14 protein-coding genes are annotated in these 17059 nt (G+C 46.5%); 13 read left to right on the plus strand and 1 reads right to left on the minus strand.

The genetic code is table 11. The features are described 5' to 3' along the window. The first annotated feature begins 188 nt into the window (after positions 1 to 188). The 6 genes from MHB54_RS19890 (at position 189) to MHB54_RS19915 (ending at position 6868) form a co-directional block, all read left to right on the plus strand. The gene (locus MHB54_RS19890; RefSeq protein ID WP_013311570.1) at positions 189 to 446 is read left to right on the plus strand and encodes a post-transcriptional regulator; all 258 of its coding nucleotides are present in this window, start codon (positions 189 to 191) and stop codon (positions 444 to 446) included. Between the two features lie 90 nt (positions 447 to 536). Further along, positions 537 to 1793: a protein translocase subunit SecD gene (secD, locus tag MHB54_RS19895; RefSeq protein WP_023989930.1), complete on the plus strand. Its 1257-nt coding sequence runs from the start codon at positions 537 to 539 to the stop codon at positions 1791 to 1793. After that, entirely contained in the window at positions 1783 to 2700 is a 918-nt protein-coding gene (gene secF, locus MHB54_RS19900) for a protein translocase subunit SecF (protein ID WP_023989929.1), read from the plus strand. The genes secD and secF overlap by 11 nt, the downstream gene beginning before the upstream one ends. A 199-nt stretch (positions 2701 to 2899) precedes the next feature. Further along, positions 2900 to 3856, plus strand: a complete 957-nt coding sequence (locus MHB54_RS19905; RefSeq protein ID WP_028542426.1) for a cation diffusion facilitator family transporter — start codon at positions 2900 to 2902, stop codon at positions 3854 to 3856. 33 nt (positions 3857 to 3889) lie between these two features. After that, entirely contained in the window at positions 3890 to 6286 is a 2397-nt protein-coding gene (gene recJ / locus MHB54_RS19910) for a single-stranded-DNA-specific exonuclease RecJ (RefSeq protein WP_076157653.1), read from the plus strand. Positions 6287 to 6355: 69 nt separating this feature from the next. Next, on the plus strand, positions 6356 to 6868 hold the full coding sequence (locus MHB54_RS19915) for an adenine phosphoribosyltransferase (RefSeq protein WP_028542428.1): 513 nt from the start codon (positions 6356 to 6358) through the stop codon (positions 6866 to 6868). A gap of 471 nt (positions 6869 to 7339) precedes the next feature. Here the strand turns inward: MHB54_RS19915 and uraA are convergent, their stop codons facing one another. Further along, positions 7340 to 8650: a uracil permease gene (uraA, locus tag MHB54_RS19920; RefSeq protein ID WP_061829372.1), complete on the minus strand. Its 1311-nt coding sequence runs from the start codon at positions 8648 to 8650 to the stop codon at positions 7340 to 7342. Between the two features lie 269 nt (positions 8651 to 8919). Here uraA and MHB54_RS19925 point away from each other — a divergent pair, with 269 nt between their 5' ends. The 7 genes from MHB54_RS19925 to aspS all read left to right on the plus strand — a co-directional run bounded on the left by MHB54_RS19925 (position 8920) and on the right by aspS (position 17028). Further along, positions 8920 to 11097: a RelA/SpoT family protein gene (locus MHB54_RS19925; RefSeq protein WP_025720225.1), complete on the plus strand. Its 2178-nt coding sequence runs from the start codon at positions 8920 to 8922 to the stop codon at positions 11095 to 11097. A gap of 137 nt (positions 11098 to 11234) precedes the next feature. Continuing rightward, positions 11235 to 11681, plus strand: a complete 447-nt coding sequence (gene dtd, locus MHB54_RS19930) for a D-aminoacyl-tRNA deacylase (RefSeq protein ID WP_023989923.1) — start codon at positions 11235 to 11237, stop codon at positions 11679 to 11681. Positions 11682 to 11799: 118 nt separating this feature from the next. Continuing rightward, positions 11800 to 11961, plus strand: coding sequence for a hypothetical protein (locus MHB54_RS19935; protein WP_023989922.1), 162 nt, complete (start codon positions 11800 to 11802; stop codon positions 11959 to 11961). A gap of 231 nt (positions 11962 to 12192) precedes the next feature. Continuing rightward, on the plus strand, positions 12193 to 12699 hold the full coding sequence (locus MHB54_RS19940; RefSeq protein WP_013311559.1) for a type 1 glutamine amidotransferase domain-containing protein: 507 nt from the start codon (positions 12193 to 12195) through the stop codon (positions 12697 to 12699). A gap of 62 nt (positions 12700 to 12761) precedes the next feature. Then, complete coding sequence (locus MHB54_RS19945) at positions 12762 to 13232, plus strand: hypothetical protein (RefSeq protein WP_028542430.1); 471 nt, start codon at positions 12762 to 12764, stop codon at positions 13230 to 13232. A 688-nt stretch (positions 13233 to 13920) separates the two neighbouring features. Next, positions 13921 to 15165: a histidine--tRNA ligase gene (gene hisS, locus MHB54_RS19950; protein ID WP_023989920.1), complete on the plus strand. Its 1245-nt coding sequence runs from the start codon at positions 13921 to 13923 to the stop codon at positions 15163 to 15165. Positions 15166 to 15249: 84 nt separating this feature from the next. Beyond that, positions 15250 to 17028, plus strand: coding sequence for an aspartate--tRNA ligase (gene aspS, locus MHB54_RS19955; protein ID WP_023989919.1), 1779 nt, complete (start codon positions 15250 to 15252; stop codon positions 17026 to 17028). The last annotated feature ends 31 nt before the right edge of the window (positions 17029 to 17059 follow it).

Consider the following 17059-nt stretch of genomic DNA (forward strand, 5'->3'; position numbering starts at 1 on the left):
CAAGAGGGAGAGTGGTGAATTCTGCTATTGACGAGCGAAATGAATGCATATATTGTTGATTTAAGGCTATTTTCAACGAAAAGAAGGGTTTTCCAGGATCAGGACAGAAATGTTCTACAAAGCAGTCAATAACCCCGCTAATTGCTGATCTGCGGAACCGGTAGTCGCTGGGAGGAGGAACGGCCATCGTGGGTATGGAAGAGCTGGATGAGCAGGATTGGGATGACGCAATTGAGATGCTCTGTCAAAGTAAGGCGGACGAGTTGATTCTCGTAGGTTATGAGCATGTCACAAGTAAGGACGTGTGGAATTGCGTCAGCCATAAATATGAAAAGGAGGGTATCCCTCCGCTGCACAAGCTCGTTAACGATATACTTTCCCTTAAAGCGACGAGCTTTATGAACTATTTGACTATGTCCGCATTACGGGGCTCCACTTTCGAATAGAAGGGGGTCTTTTTTTGCGTTCAAATTGACTGCTTTTTGAGGGGTAGCTATAATAGGAATATTGAGAATGAAAGGGGAACATGGGACGGAATGAAGAGAATTCTAAGTTTCATCGTGGTCGTGCTCATAACTACTGGTGTTATGATCGGGACAAGCCCGGGCCTACTGAACAGTTTAAAATTAGGCCTCGATTTAAAGGGAGGCTTTGAGATTTTATATGAAGCCCAGCCTTTGGAAGCCGGGCAGAGTGTAACCAGACAGTCTCTTATACAAACAGCTCAAAGTCTGGAGAGACGGATTAATGCGCTCGGTACGACTGAGCCGGAAGTAACAACAGAGGGAAGCAACCGAATTCGCGTGCGGCTTGCTGGTGTCACTAATGAGGCAGAAGTCCGCTCCATGCTGAAAAAGCCTGCAGAATTAACGTTCCGCAGTGCAACGGCAGCAGATGCTAAAAAGCCAGGCCAATACAGCAAAATTGAGCTCCGCGGTAATGATTTTGTGGAGAATGGCGCTGTTGTAGGCTATGACCAGCTGAATCAACCTGAGATTAGTATCAAAGTGAAGGACAAAGCTAAATTTGCAGAAATCACAAAGCGACTTCTGAATAAAGAATTAGCTATTTTCCTGGATCAGGAATTGCTGTCTGCACCTACAGTACGTGGGGAATTAACGGACGGTAGCGCGTCAATCACAGGTAGCTACACTCGTGATGAAGCGAATAAACTGGCGGATACGATTAATCTGGGTGCCCTTCCGCTCAAACTGACGGAAAAATATTCTCAGAGTGTAGGTGCTACGCTGGGTCAATTGTCACTGGATCAGACGATTCGTGCTGGGTTGATCGGCTCAATCATTATTCTGGTATTTATGATTGCGATGTTCCGTATACCAGGATTAGTGGCCAGTTTTTGTCTCATCGTTCATACTTGGCTGGTGCTTGCGATCTTCTACTTGGGTGGATTCGTGCTCACGCTCCCAGGTATCGCCGCCTTCGTGCTCGGGATCGGGATGGCAGTCGATGCCAATATTATTACGTATGAACGGATTAAAGAAGAAATCAAGACGGGCAAAACGATTCGTTCTTCCGTTATCGCAGGTAGTAAGGCTTCGTTCCGTACCGTTATGGATGCCAATATTACGACAATTATAGCGGCAGCGGTTATGTTTGGTCTCGGAACAGGCTCCGTTAGAGGTTTCGCTCTGGTGCTTATCGTTGATATTGTCACCAGTATCTTGACGAATATCTTCTTCTCCCGCTTCTTGCTCAATCTGCTGGTTAAAGCGGATGCTGTGAAGAAGCCCAAGTATTTTGGTGTGAAGGAGAGTGATATTAGTGCGCTTTAATTGGGACTATAAATATATCAAGATGAGCAAGTGGTTTTACACGTTCTCGATTATTATCACACTGCTTGGTATTCTGAGCTTGTCGATATTCGGCTTGAATTACGGGGTAGACTTTCGTTCCGGTTCCAATGTGGATGTCAATTTGACTAAAGTCGTTACGCAGGAACAGATTCAAACTTTGCTGGACAAGCAGAAGATCGGTAAAGAGGTGGATTATACACCGGGGAAAGAGCGTTTCGGCATTCGCTTCTCACAGGTTTTGACGGATCAGCAAGTGAATGACTTTAAGACTTCCTTTAATAAAGAGCTTGATCCAAAGGCTTCCTTTGAGGTCAATACAGTAGATACGGAAATGGCACAAGAACTGGAGCGGAATGCAATATGGGCGATTTTGCTAGCATGTGTAGCCATCGCGGTCTATATTTCGATCCGGTTTGAATGGCGGTTTGCCATTGCAGCCATCGTTTCGTTGTTGCATGATGCCTTCCTCGTTATCAGTATTTTCTCGATTTTCCGGCTTGAGGTGGATTTGACCTTTATTACGGCAATTCTAACGATTGTTGGTTTCTCCATTAATGACACCGTCGTTATTTTTGACCGTATTCGGGAAAATCTACGATTTGCGAAGAAGAAGTCCAGAGACGACTTAGAGCAGGTAGTTGATCACAGTATTGCGCAGACAATGACTCGTTCACTTGCAACCGTGTTTACGGTGTTTATTGCCTCCGTATGTTTGTTCATATTTGGCGGCGAATCGATCCGTATGTTCTCACTTGCAATGGTCATTGGTTTGTTGTTTGGTGCTTATTCCTCCATTTTCATTGCCAGCCCGCTGTGGGTGGCATTGAAAGGAAAACAAAAATCCCCGACAGCTGGCGGGGGCGCGGTCAAAACTGCAAAGTCTTAAGTTACGCAAATACCAGTAGTATAAATTAAAGAGAAAGCCGCGTCTGCTTGGGCGCGGTTTTCTAAGGTTTTGAGATTTACCTTGAGTAAGGCACAGTAGTGGCACTTAAATGTGAATGGTTTTTGGTTTTGAGAAATTCGGTTATTTTAGAATGAGCTTTATTGGGAAAGGGTTAGTTCAGGATTGAGGGGGAAACGTTGTGAATAGCGAACGCAGCCGATCATTGGAAACTGCGGCGTTGAGCGGGATTGTAGGTAATCTCGCGCTGGCTGTTCTAAAGGGAACCGTCGGTTATGCTGCAAACAGCAAGGCGTTGTTGGGGGATGCACTGCACACGGCTGCGGATAGTGCTTCCCGTTTGCAGGAGCTTCTGTTTTCCAAGGGTGCTACAGGGCACGGAATGCTGGCACGGTTGCGGAACGGTGAAAAGGTTCGGACGGTCATATCTGTGGTGCTGGCTATTTTAGTGCTGATGAGCGGTCTTCAGCTAGCTATCTCGGCGGTTCGTTCATTAAGCAGTTCGGAACCGGAGGCTCCCGGTCTGTATGCATTAATTACCGTATTTATTGCGTTGGTGTTGAGAGAGGCGCTATTTCAGTTTCAATATCGCTACTCGATTAAACATGGTCATAAAGCGGAAGCAGATCGGTACGCTAACCATGAACGTTACTCGCTGTATGCATCGTTGATTGCATTGATCGGCATGATCGGTGCAATGACTGGCGAAGCAATGGAATGGCCTGCATTATTATATCTTGATCCAACCGCAGCTTTGCTGGTAGCCTGTCTGGTGCTGCGTAAAGGATATTTGATGGTAATGAATACCGCTTACCAGGTTCCTGCACAGCCCTTGCAGGAGGAAGACTCCCGACGCTTTATGGAGACGATTCAACGGGTGTATGGTATTGTAACGGTTGAACACTTACATGCCCAGGAAACAGGCCATTTCATAACAGTGGATGTAACGATAAGTGTGAACCCGCGGATTACGGTACAGGAAGCGCAGGAAATTGCCGATCGAGCAAAAAATTTACTGTTAGCCCGTTTTCCACAGGTGACCCATGTACAAATGCAGTTCATTTCTTATCAAGCCGGGTATCCTTACAAATCCAATCATGAACTGCCAGATAATGATGTGTCGTCTTTGCTTCAATAGGGCAGGACGACTATGAAAGAAAGGTGAATAGGATTGCTTCATTCGCAGTACAGATGGAAGACCCCAGAGGCTAACCTGGAAGCGGCTCAGCTGTTGACAGAAGAACTGGGGATTTCACCATTGTTGTCCCGGCTTTTAGTGAACCGGGGCGTCACTACCGCCGGGGAAGCAAACCGCTTTTTGTACGGAAGTGTGGACGATGTACACGACCCTTTTCTGCTTCTTGGTATGAAAGAAGCCGTGCCGAGAATTCGCCAGGCTCTGGAACGTGGCGAGCATATATTAATCTATGGCGATTATGATGCGGACGGCGTATCCAGTACATCATTGATGATTCAGCTCATGCGTTTTCTGAAGGCTTCTTATGATATTTATATTCCCCATCGTTCTAATGAGGGATATGGTCTGCATAATCATGCCCTTGATTGGGCTCATCAGCAGGGAGTTACGCTGGTCATTACGGTAGATACGGGAATTAGTGCAGTAGAGCAAATTATTTATGCAACTTCCTTGGGGATAGATGTTATTGTGACGGATCATCATGAGCCGCCTGCTGTACTTCCCGAGGCATATACTTTGATTAATCCGAAGCTACCCGGTTGCCCATACCCATTTAAAGGTCTTGCAGGTGTTGGTGTTGCCCTGAAGCTCGCCCAGGCGCTGTTGGGTGAGGTGCCGGAGGAATGGTTTGAAATCGCCGCTATCGGCACGGTAGCCGATCTGATGCCACTACATGGTGAAAATCGGACGATGGTACGCAGAGGGATTCAATCCATGAGAAACTCTGCATTTCCGGGTATTCGTGCGTTGCTCCATGTAGCGGGCGTGGATATATCTACAGTGACTTCAGTCAACATCGCATTTGCATTGGCTCCGCGGATTAATGCCAGCGGGCGCTTGGATCATGCGGGACGAGCAGTTTCTCTGCTGACGACAGAAAAAGAGGAAGAAGCAGATCAACTTGCGCATGCGCTGGACCTGCTCAATCGTGAGCGTCAACAGGTGGTCGAACGTATTGTGGAGCAAGCCGAGCAACAATTGGCATCCAAACTGAATGGAGGCAAGCTTCCGTCAGTTATTGTGTTAGCTGGTGAAGGCTGGAATGTCGGCGTTGTCGGAATTGTGGCATCCAAGCTATTGGATCGTTATTATCGACCGACCATTATTCTTGGTATAGATGCTGAGACAGGCATGTGCAAAGGTTCTGCCCGTTCTATTCCTGCATTGGATATTTACAGTGCTCTTACGGACAGCCATGAGCTTATGGAGCATTTTGGGGGTCATCCTTCGGCTGCGGGTATGACGCTGTCCCGTGACAATCTGGAATTGTTTGAAGAGCAGCTGAACCGCTATGCGGGTTCCATTCTGACACCAGAAGATCTCATTCCTGTAGCTGAAGCTGATATGGTCTGTCGTTTGGACGAGGTATCTTTGCAAGTGGTTGAAGAACTGGAGTTGCTTCAGCCTTTTGGTATGGGGAATCCTTCTCCACGATTCGTATTACAGGGACTGCAATTGCGTGAAGCTCGTAAAATGGGACGTGAGAAAAATCATGTGAAGCTCTTGCTGGAGCAGAACGGTTTATCGCTGGACGCGATTGCCTTCCGTCGTGGCGATTTGGCTGATTTTTTACAGCAACAAACGGAGATAGATCTGCTGGGTGAATTGTCAATTAACGAATGGAACGGTAAAAGGTCTCTCCAGCTAATGATGCAGGACATTCGAGTGCAGGAGCCGCAAATTTTTGATTATCGTGGAGTGTCGGACCCTTTTGCCGAATTAGAGCGGGGACTCAAGATCTTTCATCCACGCATAGAGGAAAGAAAGAAAGACGTTGCGGTGTTGATCCACCCGTCATCTAGGCTTCGTCCCTCGGGCTCCGTGGATGCTGAATCCTTATGGTTGTACGATAAAGATGGCAGCGTTATTCCCAGTGATGGTCAAAGAGATGCACAGCACTCTGTAAAGTCGCTGTTCGTACTAGAGCCGCCGGATACACCGGATCAGTTTCAGGCATTATGGTCTACCTTTGAGAATGTAGAGAACGTATTTCTCCTTCATTCGGTCAGTGAGCGTGGCGGTCGACTCGTAAGCCCCGACAGAGAGCTGTTCAAGCGTATTTACGTTGTGCTTTCCCGAATGGGGACACAGCCTGTTGATGAAAAAGCAATGCTGCCTGCTCTTAGCCGACAGTGCTCCTGTTCAGTACGCATGTTATCCAAAGTGTTGGACATCTTCGAAGAACTTGAGTTTATGACGCGTACAGATGGTCAATTCTGTTTTGTATCCAATCCGCCTAAGCGGGATTTAACAGCTTCTCCACGATATCAGGAATTGTATAATATGGCTGAGATGGAGAAGTACTTGTTGGATGCGGACACTACCCAGATGACGAGCTGGATTATGTCGCTTATGAAGGGTGCGTCTTGAGATACTATTTCGCAATTTATGTTGTAAAATGTATATACTAATTTGAAGTTTACAGTAGGAGGAACTAAGTTGGACTACAAAGAATATATTCGGGTGATTTCCGATTTTCCACAACCAGGGATTAGTTTTAAGGACATTACGACCCTGATGAAAAATGGTGAACTATACCGCAAGGCTATCAACGATATGAAGGAACTGGTATCGGATTTGAAAATTGATTTGATTGCAGGGCCAGAAGCACGTGGGTTCGTTGTTGGTGCTCCTTTGGCTTATGCGCTTGGTGTTGGTTTTATTCCCATCCGTAAAAGTGGCAAGCTCCCTGGGGAAACCATTGAGGAAGCATACGGTTTGGAGTATGGTAAAGATACGCTGGCGATGCATAAGGATGCTATAGAGCCAGGCCAAAATGTTCTGATTGCTGATGACCTGCTTGCTACAGGTGGAACTATTGCTACATCCGTGAACTTGGTACGCCAGCTTGGTGGTAATGTGGCAGGGGCTGCTTTTCTTATCGAGCTGTCTGACTTAAACGGTCGGGCGAAACTGACTGATGTAGATGTATTCACCCTGATTACGTATTAAGTATTTTGAAACCCGGGTTTCCCGGGAAATAATTATGTGCGGATCGCCTAAATAGTCCGATGGAACATCTCTTTATCTAAAGAGTTGCTCCATCGGACTATTTTGTTTCTTTGTTGGAAAATAGGTATGAAAAAATTTCGTAAATGTCTATGAACAATAAAAAAAGGAGCAGAGGTGGTCATAAGGAGCATAGTGGTCATACTGATTTCAATCAGTTTTTGTTTTATTTTTTGTAAGCAGAAGCTAGATACGGAAATAAGTCAAAAATGCTGCTCGTTGCTTATCGAGGGTTAAAGCAGTTATTGCAACTGACTTGGATGGGGTGCTCTGAAGATGGATGAAGGTTTAAAAAGGCCGTGCATAAAAAAACGCCGACACCATGGGAGACGGATCCTTACACGCTTATCTTAACAGCTCAAGCGTATTGATACGTGACTCATGGAGCAGCGTTTTAAAGTTTAAAAACAGATATCAATCTGGTGTTTTCTCGGTTAAAGGTTCCTGCGATTTATCGTTGGACCAGCCGAGCACGTCAATCAGCTTGAAGAACAAGCTGAGGATGATGCCGATGATTGTAGCCAATGCCATACCTTTCAGGGTTACAGCACCCCAAGTGAGCGTAGTACCACTGATTCCGACAACAAGCACGATGGTCGCAAGCAGCATGTTGGTTGGCTTGGCGAAATCCACCTTTTGCTCAACGAAGATTCTTAGACCGGAGGCAGCGATGACACCGAATAATAGTAAGGATACGCCGCCCATAACTGGAGCTGGAATATTAGAAACAATCGCTGAGAACGTGCCTGAGAAGGACAGCAAGATGGCAATGACAGCCGCTCCGCCAATGACCCATACAGAGTACACTTTAGTTAATGCCATGACACCAATATTTTCACCATAAGTCGTATTAGGTGTAGAACCAACAAAACCGGAAATGACGGTGGAAATACCGTTACCTAGCAGAGAGCGATGGAGACCAGGATCTTTGGACAACTCGCGCCCGACAATGTTGCTAGTCACAAGTAAGTGACCAATATGCTCTACGATGACAACCAGAGCAACAGGAAGAATCGTCAGCATAGCAGAGGTATTAAAAACGGGAGTGGTAATTGCAGGATGTCCGAAAAAAGGAGCGTCTGCAATGGCCTGTGTATTGACCATGCCCATAAAATAAGCAAGCACATAGCCCACTACGATACCGATCAGAATATGAATGATTTTGGCAAACCCGCGAAACAACACTGCACCCAGAACAGTGACCCCGAGTGTAACGAGCGAAAGAGTAATCGTTTTGGGATCTGGAGTCCAGGCTTTAGTAGGATCGGCATTGATAATGCCTGCCATGCCTGCTGCAACCGGAACCAGTTCCAGACCGATTAAGGCTACGATGGAGCCCATAACAGCTGGAGGAAAAACGACGTCCAGCCAACGGGTTCCGGCATATTTAATTACCAGTGCGACGAGGCAGAAAATAATACCTGTAACGATGAAAGCACCGAGGGCCATAGCATAGCCGTTGCCGCCGGGATTGTTTTTAAGCACAAGACTGACGGGAGCGATAAAAGCGAAGCTAGAGCCGAGATAGGCGGGAATTTTGCCGCGGCAGATCCATATGTACAACAATGTGCCAATACCGTTCATTAGCAAAATCATGCCGGGATCGACGCCGAAAATATTCGGTACCAGCACAGTGCTGCCAAACATGGCAAACAAATGCTGTACGCTGAGCAGGAACCCGGGTCCTGCCGGTAGCTTTTCATTAACTTGAATTTCGCGTTGCAACGCAGTTCACTCCTTAGTTCTTTCAATTATTCTTATATACATTAATTACTTTTCGTAATTTTTTCAATATAATTCGTTTCATTTCGTCAACAATCCTCATTTTACTTATCCATGTGTGACAGAATAATGCGACAATGCCAAACCTGTAATAGTTGACGTGCGACGTGCTAACCGTCATAATTGTAGGAAATCACTTTTAAAAGGGAACCTTTGCGCGACATTGATCGGCGGGTTCCATTTTGCATAGAAAGGACACGGAATAGAGCAGAATGGGGATAGAGCAATTACTTAAAAAGGCCGGGGCCTATACCAGAGAAGCAGATCTTATCCGCATCAGGGACGCCTATGATTTTGCCGAGCAGGCCCATTCCGGCCAGACTCGTAAGTCCGGTGAACCTTATATTCTGCATCCGCTTGCGGTTGCTGATATCGTCGTTAATATGCAGATGGATACCATCTCCATTATCGCCGCTCTTTTACATGACGTTGTGGAGGATACGACGGTGTCTTTGGCGCAGATTCGCGAGCATTTTGGCGATACATGTGCGATGCTTGTCGATGGTCTGACGAAGCTGGAGCGTATCCAGTTCCGTTCCAAGGAAGAACAACAGAACGAAAATTATCGAAAAATGTTTATTGCTATGGCGCAGGACATTCGTGTCATCGTCATTAAGCTAGCAGATCGTCTGCACAACATGCGTACTTTGAAATATCAGTCAGAGGAAAGCCAGCGTCGGATTGCTTATGAAACGTTGGAGATTTTCTGTCCGGTTGCGAATCGACTGGGTATTTCAGCCATTAAATGGGAAATGGAAGATATTGCTCTACGCTATCTGAATCCTCAGCAGTATTATCGCATCGCTAATTTGATGCATAAGAAGCGGGCCGAGCGGGAGCAGTTTATTGATAATGTCATACAGCGTATCAGAGAGAAGCTGGAAGAGATGGGCATTCAGGCTGATCTGTCCGGACGCCCTAAACATATTTACAGTGTGTTTAAAAAAATGACGACGAAGAACAAGCAATTCAATGAGATATATGATTTGCTGGCGATTCGAATTATTGTGGATAACATTAAAGACTGTTACGCCACACTGGGGATTATCCATACGTTGTGGAAGCCAATGCCGGGGCGGTTTAAAGATTATATCGCTATGCCTAAGGCCAATATGTATCAGTCCCTTCATACGACAGTAGTAGGTCCCAACGGGGAGCCTACCGAGGTACAAATTCGCACAGTGGATATGCACCGTACCGCTGAATTCGGGATTGCGGCCCATTGGGCCTATAAAGAAGGCAACGGAGCAAACAACACTAACTTTGAGGATAAAATCACCTTTTTTCGAGAAATCCTGGAGCTGCAAAATGAGGCGAAGGATGCGTCGGAATTTGTGGAATCGCTCAAAATGGACTTTTTCTCAGACCTTGTGTTTGTGTTTACTCCTAAGGGAGAGGTCATTGAGTTGCCGGCCGGATCCGTTCCGCTGGACTTTGCTTTCCGTATTCATACCGAAGTTGGCAATCGAACGATTGGCTCTAAGGTAAATGGAAGAATCGTACCTTTGGATTATCGACTTAAAACCGGTGATATTGTCGAAATTATGACGTCCAAGCATTCTTATGGACCTAGTCAGGACTGGCTCAAAATTGCTCAGTCCTCTCACGCGCGCAGTAAAATCAAACAATGGTTCAAGAAAGAAAAGCGTGAGGAGAATGTTGAAAAAGGCCGCGAAAATCTGGAACGTGAGCTAAGAAAACGGGATATCGAGCCATCGGTGTGGATGAGCGACGACAAGCTTCAGGAAGTGGCACAGAAGTTCTCTTTTAACGATTCCGAAGATATGCTGTCTGCGATTGGCTTTGGTGGTATAACCGCAGCGCAGGTCTGTACACGTTTGACAGAGAAGCTGCGTAAGGAACAAGAAGAGGCACGGTTGATCGAATTGACGACCGAGGTCAAGGAGTACAAGCCGCAGGGCGAACGGAAAAAAACACCGACCAACGGTGTCAGCGTCAGAGGCGTCGATAATTTGCTCGTTCGTTTTGCACGATGTTGTAATCCCGTACCGGGAGATGACATCATCGGCTATGTAACACGTGGACGCGGCGTATCCGTTCACCGGACGGATTGCCCGAATATTCCTTCGGGTACGGGCGAAGATCAGGCGCGCGTGATTGAAGTGGAGTGGGAAGAAGCAGCGGAAGTCAATTACAGCGTCGATATTGAGATTACGGGGCATGATCGCAACGGTTTGCTGAATGAAGTGCTTCAGGCCATTTCTGAGAACAAAACCAGCTTCTCGGCCGTTACAGGTCGTACAGATAAAAATAAAATGGCGATGATTCACATCACGATTCTCATTCGCAACACGGATCATTTGCATTCTGTTGTCGAACGGATTAAACGGGTGAAGGATGTATACACTGTGCATCGGATTATGCAATAACCTTATTAAGCGTACAGATAGGTTTATAGCCTTTGTAACACATCTTGGGTAGAAAGACCCATAGGCTGCGAAAAGAGCCGTAATACGGCTGTGAGCACCTTTTAAAAGGGAAGGTTAAAGGAGATATCGGATAGGCGATGAAGATCATTATTCAGCGCTGTAAAGACGCTCAGGTGACGGTGAATCAAAAGGTGGTCGGCAAGATTGGAACCGGATTAATGCTGCTGGTTGGTATTGGTCAGGGAGATACAGCAGCCGATGCCGTTTATTTGGCGGATAAAACAGCGGGATTACGTATATTTGAGGATGCTGAAGGTAAAATGAATGACAGCGTTCTGGATGTCGGTGGAGCCATTTTGTCTGTCTCTCAATTTACGTTGTATGGTGACTGCCGTAAAGGAAGAAGGCCTAACTTTATGGGGGCGGCCAAACCAGAGGAAGCGGAGAAGCTGTATGATTTCTTCAACAGTCAGCTTCGAGCCAAGGGCCTGGAGGTAGAAACGGGAATTTTTGGGGCTATGATGGATGTTTCATTGACGAACTGGGGCCCAGTGACACTGATTTTGGATACCGAACGTTCGTAACTATGCATTCATGGCGTGATCTGAGTAGAATAAAATAGCTGTTCAGAGGGACCATAATGTCATCCTGATTGGTGATTAGCCAGGCGGATAGCCTAAGGGTGACAGGAGAGACGAAGCTATGCGTCAAACCCCAAAAATGGACGGGCATCGAAGCACTGTGCTGCTTTTTCCCGGTAGTATGCAGGAGGCAATCAGCCTTACTCGTAATGCTGATACGTTATTGCAGCATGTTGCAACAGCCATCGACAAGCCGGGACGCGGTGCTTTGCCGCGCAGGTAACATCGGGTTAAATGGAGCGTTAATGAGGTTCTACCCGAAAGCAGCACAAAGAGGTCAAAAACAAAATATGTAGCATTGAATTAGTGCAGGAGCCGAAAGGCTCCTTTTTCTTTTCCACCGCTGCGAATTGTTATAAAAACTAATCAAGCGGGTAATAACAAAGCGTGATAGACAAACAAACTTAATTTTAAACTTGTTTTGAGGATAACCGGAAAGGAGATCTGAACATTAATGAGTAAAATTGCATTTTTATTGGCTGACCAATTTGAAGATTCCGAAATGAAGGTACCTTATGATGAATTAAAAAAGGCTGGACATGAGGCAGATATTGTTGGGCTGAAGCAAGGTGAAAAAGTGAGCGGTAAGCAAGGTAAAGCAAGCTACACTATTGAAAAAGCCATTGCAGATGTGAAATCAAGTGACTATGATGCAGTTGTTATTCCCGGCGGATCCTCCCCGGAAAATCTACGACTAGATGCAAATGTTCTGAAATTTGTGACTGAAATTAATGAGTCCAAAAAAACGATAGGCGCTATCTGTCACGGACCACAAATTTTGGCGAGTGCTGATTTGTTACAAGGCCGGACGATTACAGCTTATCCTCCATTGAAAGATGACTTGATTAATGCGGGTGCTCATTTTGAGGATCGAGAGGCGGTTGTGGATGGTAACTTTATTACGTCTCGGACCCCTAAGGATGAGCCTGCCTTTGTGCGTGAGTTATTAAAAGTATTGTAAGCTGAACGCGAATATTTCTTTAGATTAATGCCAGTACAATTCCCAAACGAGGAGGATTTGATATGGCAAAACAGATTCAGGCTTATTTTCGCACAGAAGATGAAGCTGAGGGTGCCAGAGCTTCGCTTCAAGCTTATAGAACCGAACATTTGGAAGTAGGTGCTTTGGGTGATACGCTCGGCCGGGAGACGAGAGTTTTAATTCCGCTGGTCCCCTATAACAATACAGGCTCTGTGAGCACAGGAGGCTCTGCGGGTGCGGCAATCCCTGCGGCGGGTGCTTATGGCGAGAATATTCTACCAGATGCGAAGGATGACCAGATTAACTCTGGCTCAGCCCAAAGGGATCTGGATGAAGATCGGAACGGAACAACGAATCATGATGGGGGGTTGCTCCGTGCGACAGATGTGTATATTAACGGTGATCAAGATGAATTGCGGTATGTATTATCAGCAAAGGTGAATGACGCCGATTATGATGAGGTCATTTATAAGCTACGTTCCAATCGTGGATATGTATCGCAGTTGGATTAAAGCTGAGAGCGCGCCACAAGATTGTCGATACTTGAGGGATTTAGCCGCAAAAGAGTGACTGTAATACAATTGTAATATTCGAAACATCATTCCTTAATATTCGTTGTTTATAATAACAGCATGACCCCCTTTTGATATATCTTTTTGAACCTGCGGACCGTTTCCGCAGGTTATTTTCTTTTTATAAGCCTTATTTGTCTGATTATAGGGAGAATGTCTTGACTTTGTCGAAGCGGTTCATTAAAATCATAAAATAATGAAAAATGATTTGATGACGGGACCAAGTACTCCGAACCCACAAGCGCAGAGAGGAATTTCCAGGCTGTAAAAATTCCCTTGATGAGCGGATGAATGACCTCCCCGAGAACAGGCGGCGAACAATTGAGGAAACCCTACTGAAAGTGCATTGCAACTGTGCCTACAGTGGATGGTCCTGCATAATAGCCGTACTGCGCGTTACGGGCGTTATACGTATGAGCGGAGTCAGCATAATGCTGACGGGCAATGAGTGATTCTTATGCTGGTTGTCTGGGCAAACTCCGGAATGTGGGTGGTACCACGGGTGATTGTAAACGACAATCCCTCGTCCCTGTTAATGTTAACAGGACGAGGGATTTTTTGTTTTATATTGAAAGTGGAGCAAGAAGAAAGTGCACAATACGAAATACAACGATGGGGGGATACGTTAATGGCCTTTCAAAAACCGACAGGAACACAGGATTTGCTGCCGGGCAGTGTAGAAAAGTGGCAAGTTGTCGAGGAAAAAGCCCGTGAGATTAGCCGCCGCTTTAATTACCGAGAGATTCGTACGCCAATGTTCGAACAAACGAATTTGTTCGTTCGAGGTGTGGGTGAAACGACGGATGTGGTGGAAAAAGAAATGTATACTTTTGAGGATAAAGGGAAGCGCAGCATGACTTTGCGTCCGGAAGGAACAGCAGGGGTTGTCCGCTCCTATGTGGAGAACAAACTATACGGGGAGCCGGATGTAACTAAGCTGTATTATATCGGCCCGATGTTCCGGTATGAGCGTCCACAGGCTGGGCGTCAGCGCCAGTTTCACCAATTTGGAATTGAAGCATTTGGTGCGGTCGATCCGGCGCTGGATGCAGAAGTTATTGCTTTCGGGTATCAATTCTGCCGTGAGCTGGGCTTGAAAGGAGTACAGGTGGAGATTAACTCCGTCGGTAATGCAGCCAGCCGGGCAGCTTATCGTCAGCATCTGGTGGACTTCTTGATGCCAATTAAGGATACGTTGACCAAGGAGAGCCAAGCACGCATTGAGCGTAATCCGCTGCGAGTGCTGGATAGCAAAGATGACCAGGACAAATTTGGAGGTGCACCTTCGATTTTGGATAGCTTGGACGAGGAATCTCGCACACACTTTGAGAAAGTGAAGCAAAATTTGGATGCCATGGGCGTGGAATATACAGTTAACCCGCGTTTGGTACGGGGGCTGGATTATTATACGTTGACAGCGTTCGAATTCAAAGCTGAAGGAATTGGTGCCATAGATACGATCGGTGGAGGCGGCCGCTACAACGGATTGGTTGGAGATTTGGGCGGACCGGATCAGCCGGGCATTGGTTTTGGCATTGGACTGGAGCGAATTCAGCTGATCCTGGAACATCAAGGTGTCAAACTGAACGAAGCCAAGCCATTAGATATCTATATGGTAGCGTTGGGAGAAGCAGCAGAAACGGAAGTAACCAAACAACTATTCAAGTTGCGTCAAGCCGGATTTTCCGCGGAGCGAGATTATCTGGGACGTAAAATGAAGGCGCAGATGAAATCAGCCGATCGCTTTAAAGCAAGGTATACTGCGATTCTGGGTGAGGATGAGCTGGTTCAAGGTGAAATCGCACTGAAAAACATGGAAACTGGCGAGCAGCGTACCGTTAAGCTGGATCAGCTGGTGGAAGAATTAGGCTAAAGAAAATGGTGTAACATCAATCGGTGGAGCTTCCTCTGGTTGTCATATAGCATTAACTACTAAACATAAACAGGAGTGTGTATTATGAAAAGGAGTCATGAATGCGGCGCATTGACTCATGCGCATATCGGAGAAACAGTTACATTGAACGGTTGGGTACAAACCCGTCGTGATTTGGGGGGCGTACTTTTTATTGACCTGCGCGACCGTAGCGGAATTGTACAAATTGTGTTTAATCCGGCATATTCCGGTGACGCGCTGCAAATTGCGGATCGTGTTCGTAGTGAATACGTGCTTGAGGTTACCGGTACTATTGTTAAGCGTGATGCAGAAACGATTAACCCGAACCTGCCTACAGGTGAAATTGAAGTGCGTGTCACTGAAATTGAAGTATTGAATGCGTCCAAAACACCTCCGTTCTTCATTGAAAATGGTGTAGAAGTGGACGAGTCTCTGCGTTTGAAATACCGTTATTTGGACCTGCGTCGTCCGGAAATGTACCAGACGTTGAAACTGCGCTCCAAAGCAGCAAAAATATTCCGTGACTTCCTGGACGGAGAAGAGTTCGTCGAGGTGGAAACACCAATTTTGACGAAAAGCTCCCCAGAGGGCGCACGTGATTATCTGGTACCTAGCCGGGTGCATGAAGGTGAGTTTTTCGCCTTGCCGCAATCGCCACAACTGTACAAGCAATTGCTGATGGTGGGTGGCCTGGAGCGCTACTACCAAATTGCACGTTGTTTCCGTGATGAAGATTTGCGTGCTGACCGTCAGCCTGAATTTACGCAGGTCGACATCGAGACCTCCTTCATGCAACAGGATGACTTGCTGCCAATGATGGAGCGTCTTATGGTGAAATTGTTCAAAGAAACCGTTGGGGTAGAACTGGAAACACCGTTCCAACGGATTACACATGCTGATGCGATGGACAAATACGGCTCGGACAAGCCGGACCTGCGTTTTGGCCTTGAGTTGATTAAAGTCAATGATATCGTGGCAACTAGTGGTGTAAAAGTATTCGCTTCCGTAATTGAAAAGGGTGGCGAAGTAAAAGTCCTCAATGCCAAAGGATGTGGCACTTGGAGTCGTAAGGAGATTGATGACCTGGGTCCTTACGCTGCACGCTATGGAGCTAAAGGCTTGGCTTGGATTCAAGTGAAGGAAGGCGAATTCAAGGGGCCTATCGTTAAATTCTTCACACCGGAAGAAATCGAAGCATTGAAGGAGCGCACAGGAGCCGAAGAAGGCGATCTGTTACTCTTCTCTGCGGATAATAAAAAGGTAGTTGCTGATGTATTGGGCGCACTTCGTCTGAAAATTGGCCGTCATTTGGGACTGATCGACGATAACAAATTCAAATTTGCCTGGGTTGTAGACTTCCCGCTTCTCGGCTATGACGAAGAACAAAAACGTTATGTGGCGGAACACCATCCGTTCACCCGTCCGAAGGACGAAGACCTTGGCCTCTTGGATACCGATCCAGGTCAAGTTCGTGCTCAAGCCTATGACATCGTACTGAACGGCTACGAAGTGGGCGGCGGCTCGATGCGGATTTACAAACGTGATGTTCAGGAGAAAATGTTCAAAGCTCTCAACCTGGCGCCGGAAGAAGTTACTGATAAATTCGGCTATCTGTTGGATGCGTTCGAATATGGTACGCCTCCACATGGTGGTATTGCCTTCGGTTTTGACCGCCTCGTGATGTTGCTTGCAGGTCGTACAAACCTGCGTGAAACGATTGCATTCCCGAAAACAGCTAGTGCGACAGACCTGCTTATGGATGCACCAGCCGAAGTAGATCAAGCTCAATTGGAACAGCTTCATATCCGTATTGCTCCGAAGCCTGTTGCTCCTAAAGCTTAAGACGTTTGCAAGTGCCATCCATTGGCATGAG

Source organism: Paenibacillus sp. FSL M7-0802 (assembly GCF_038004945.1).
Taxonomy (GTDB): domain Bacteria; phylum Bacillota; class Bacilli; order Paenibacillales; family Paenibacillaceae; genus Paenibacillus; species Paenibacillus polymyxa_B.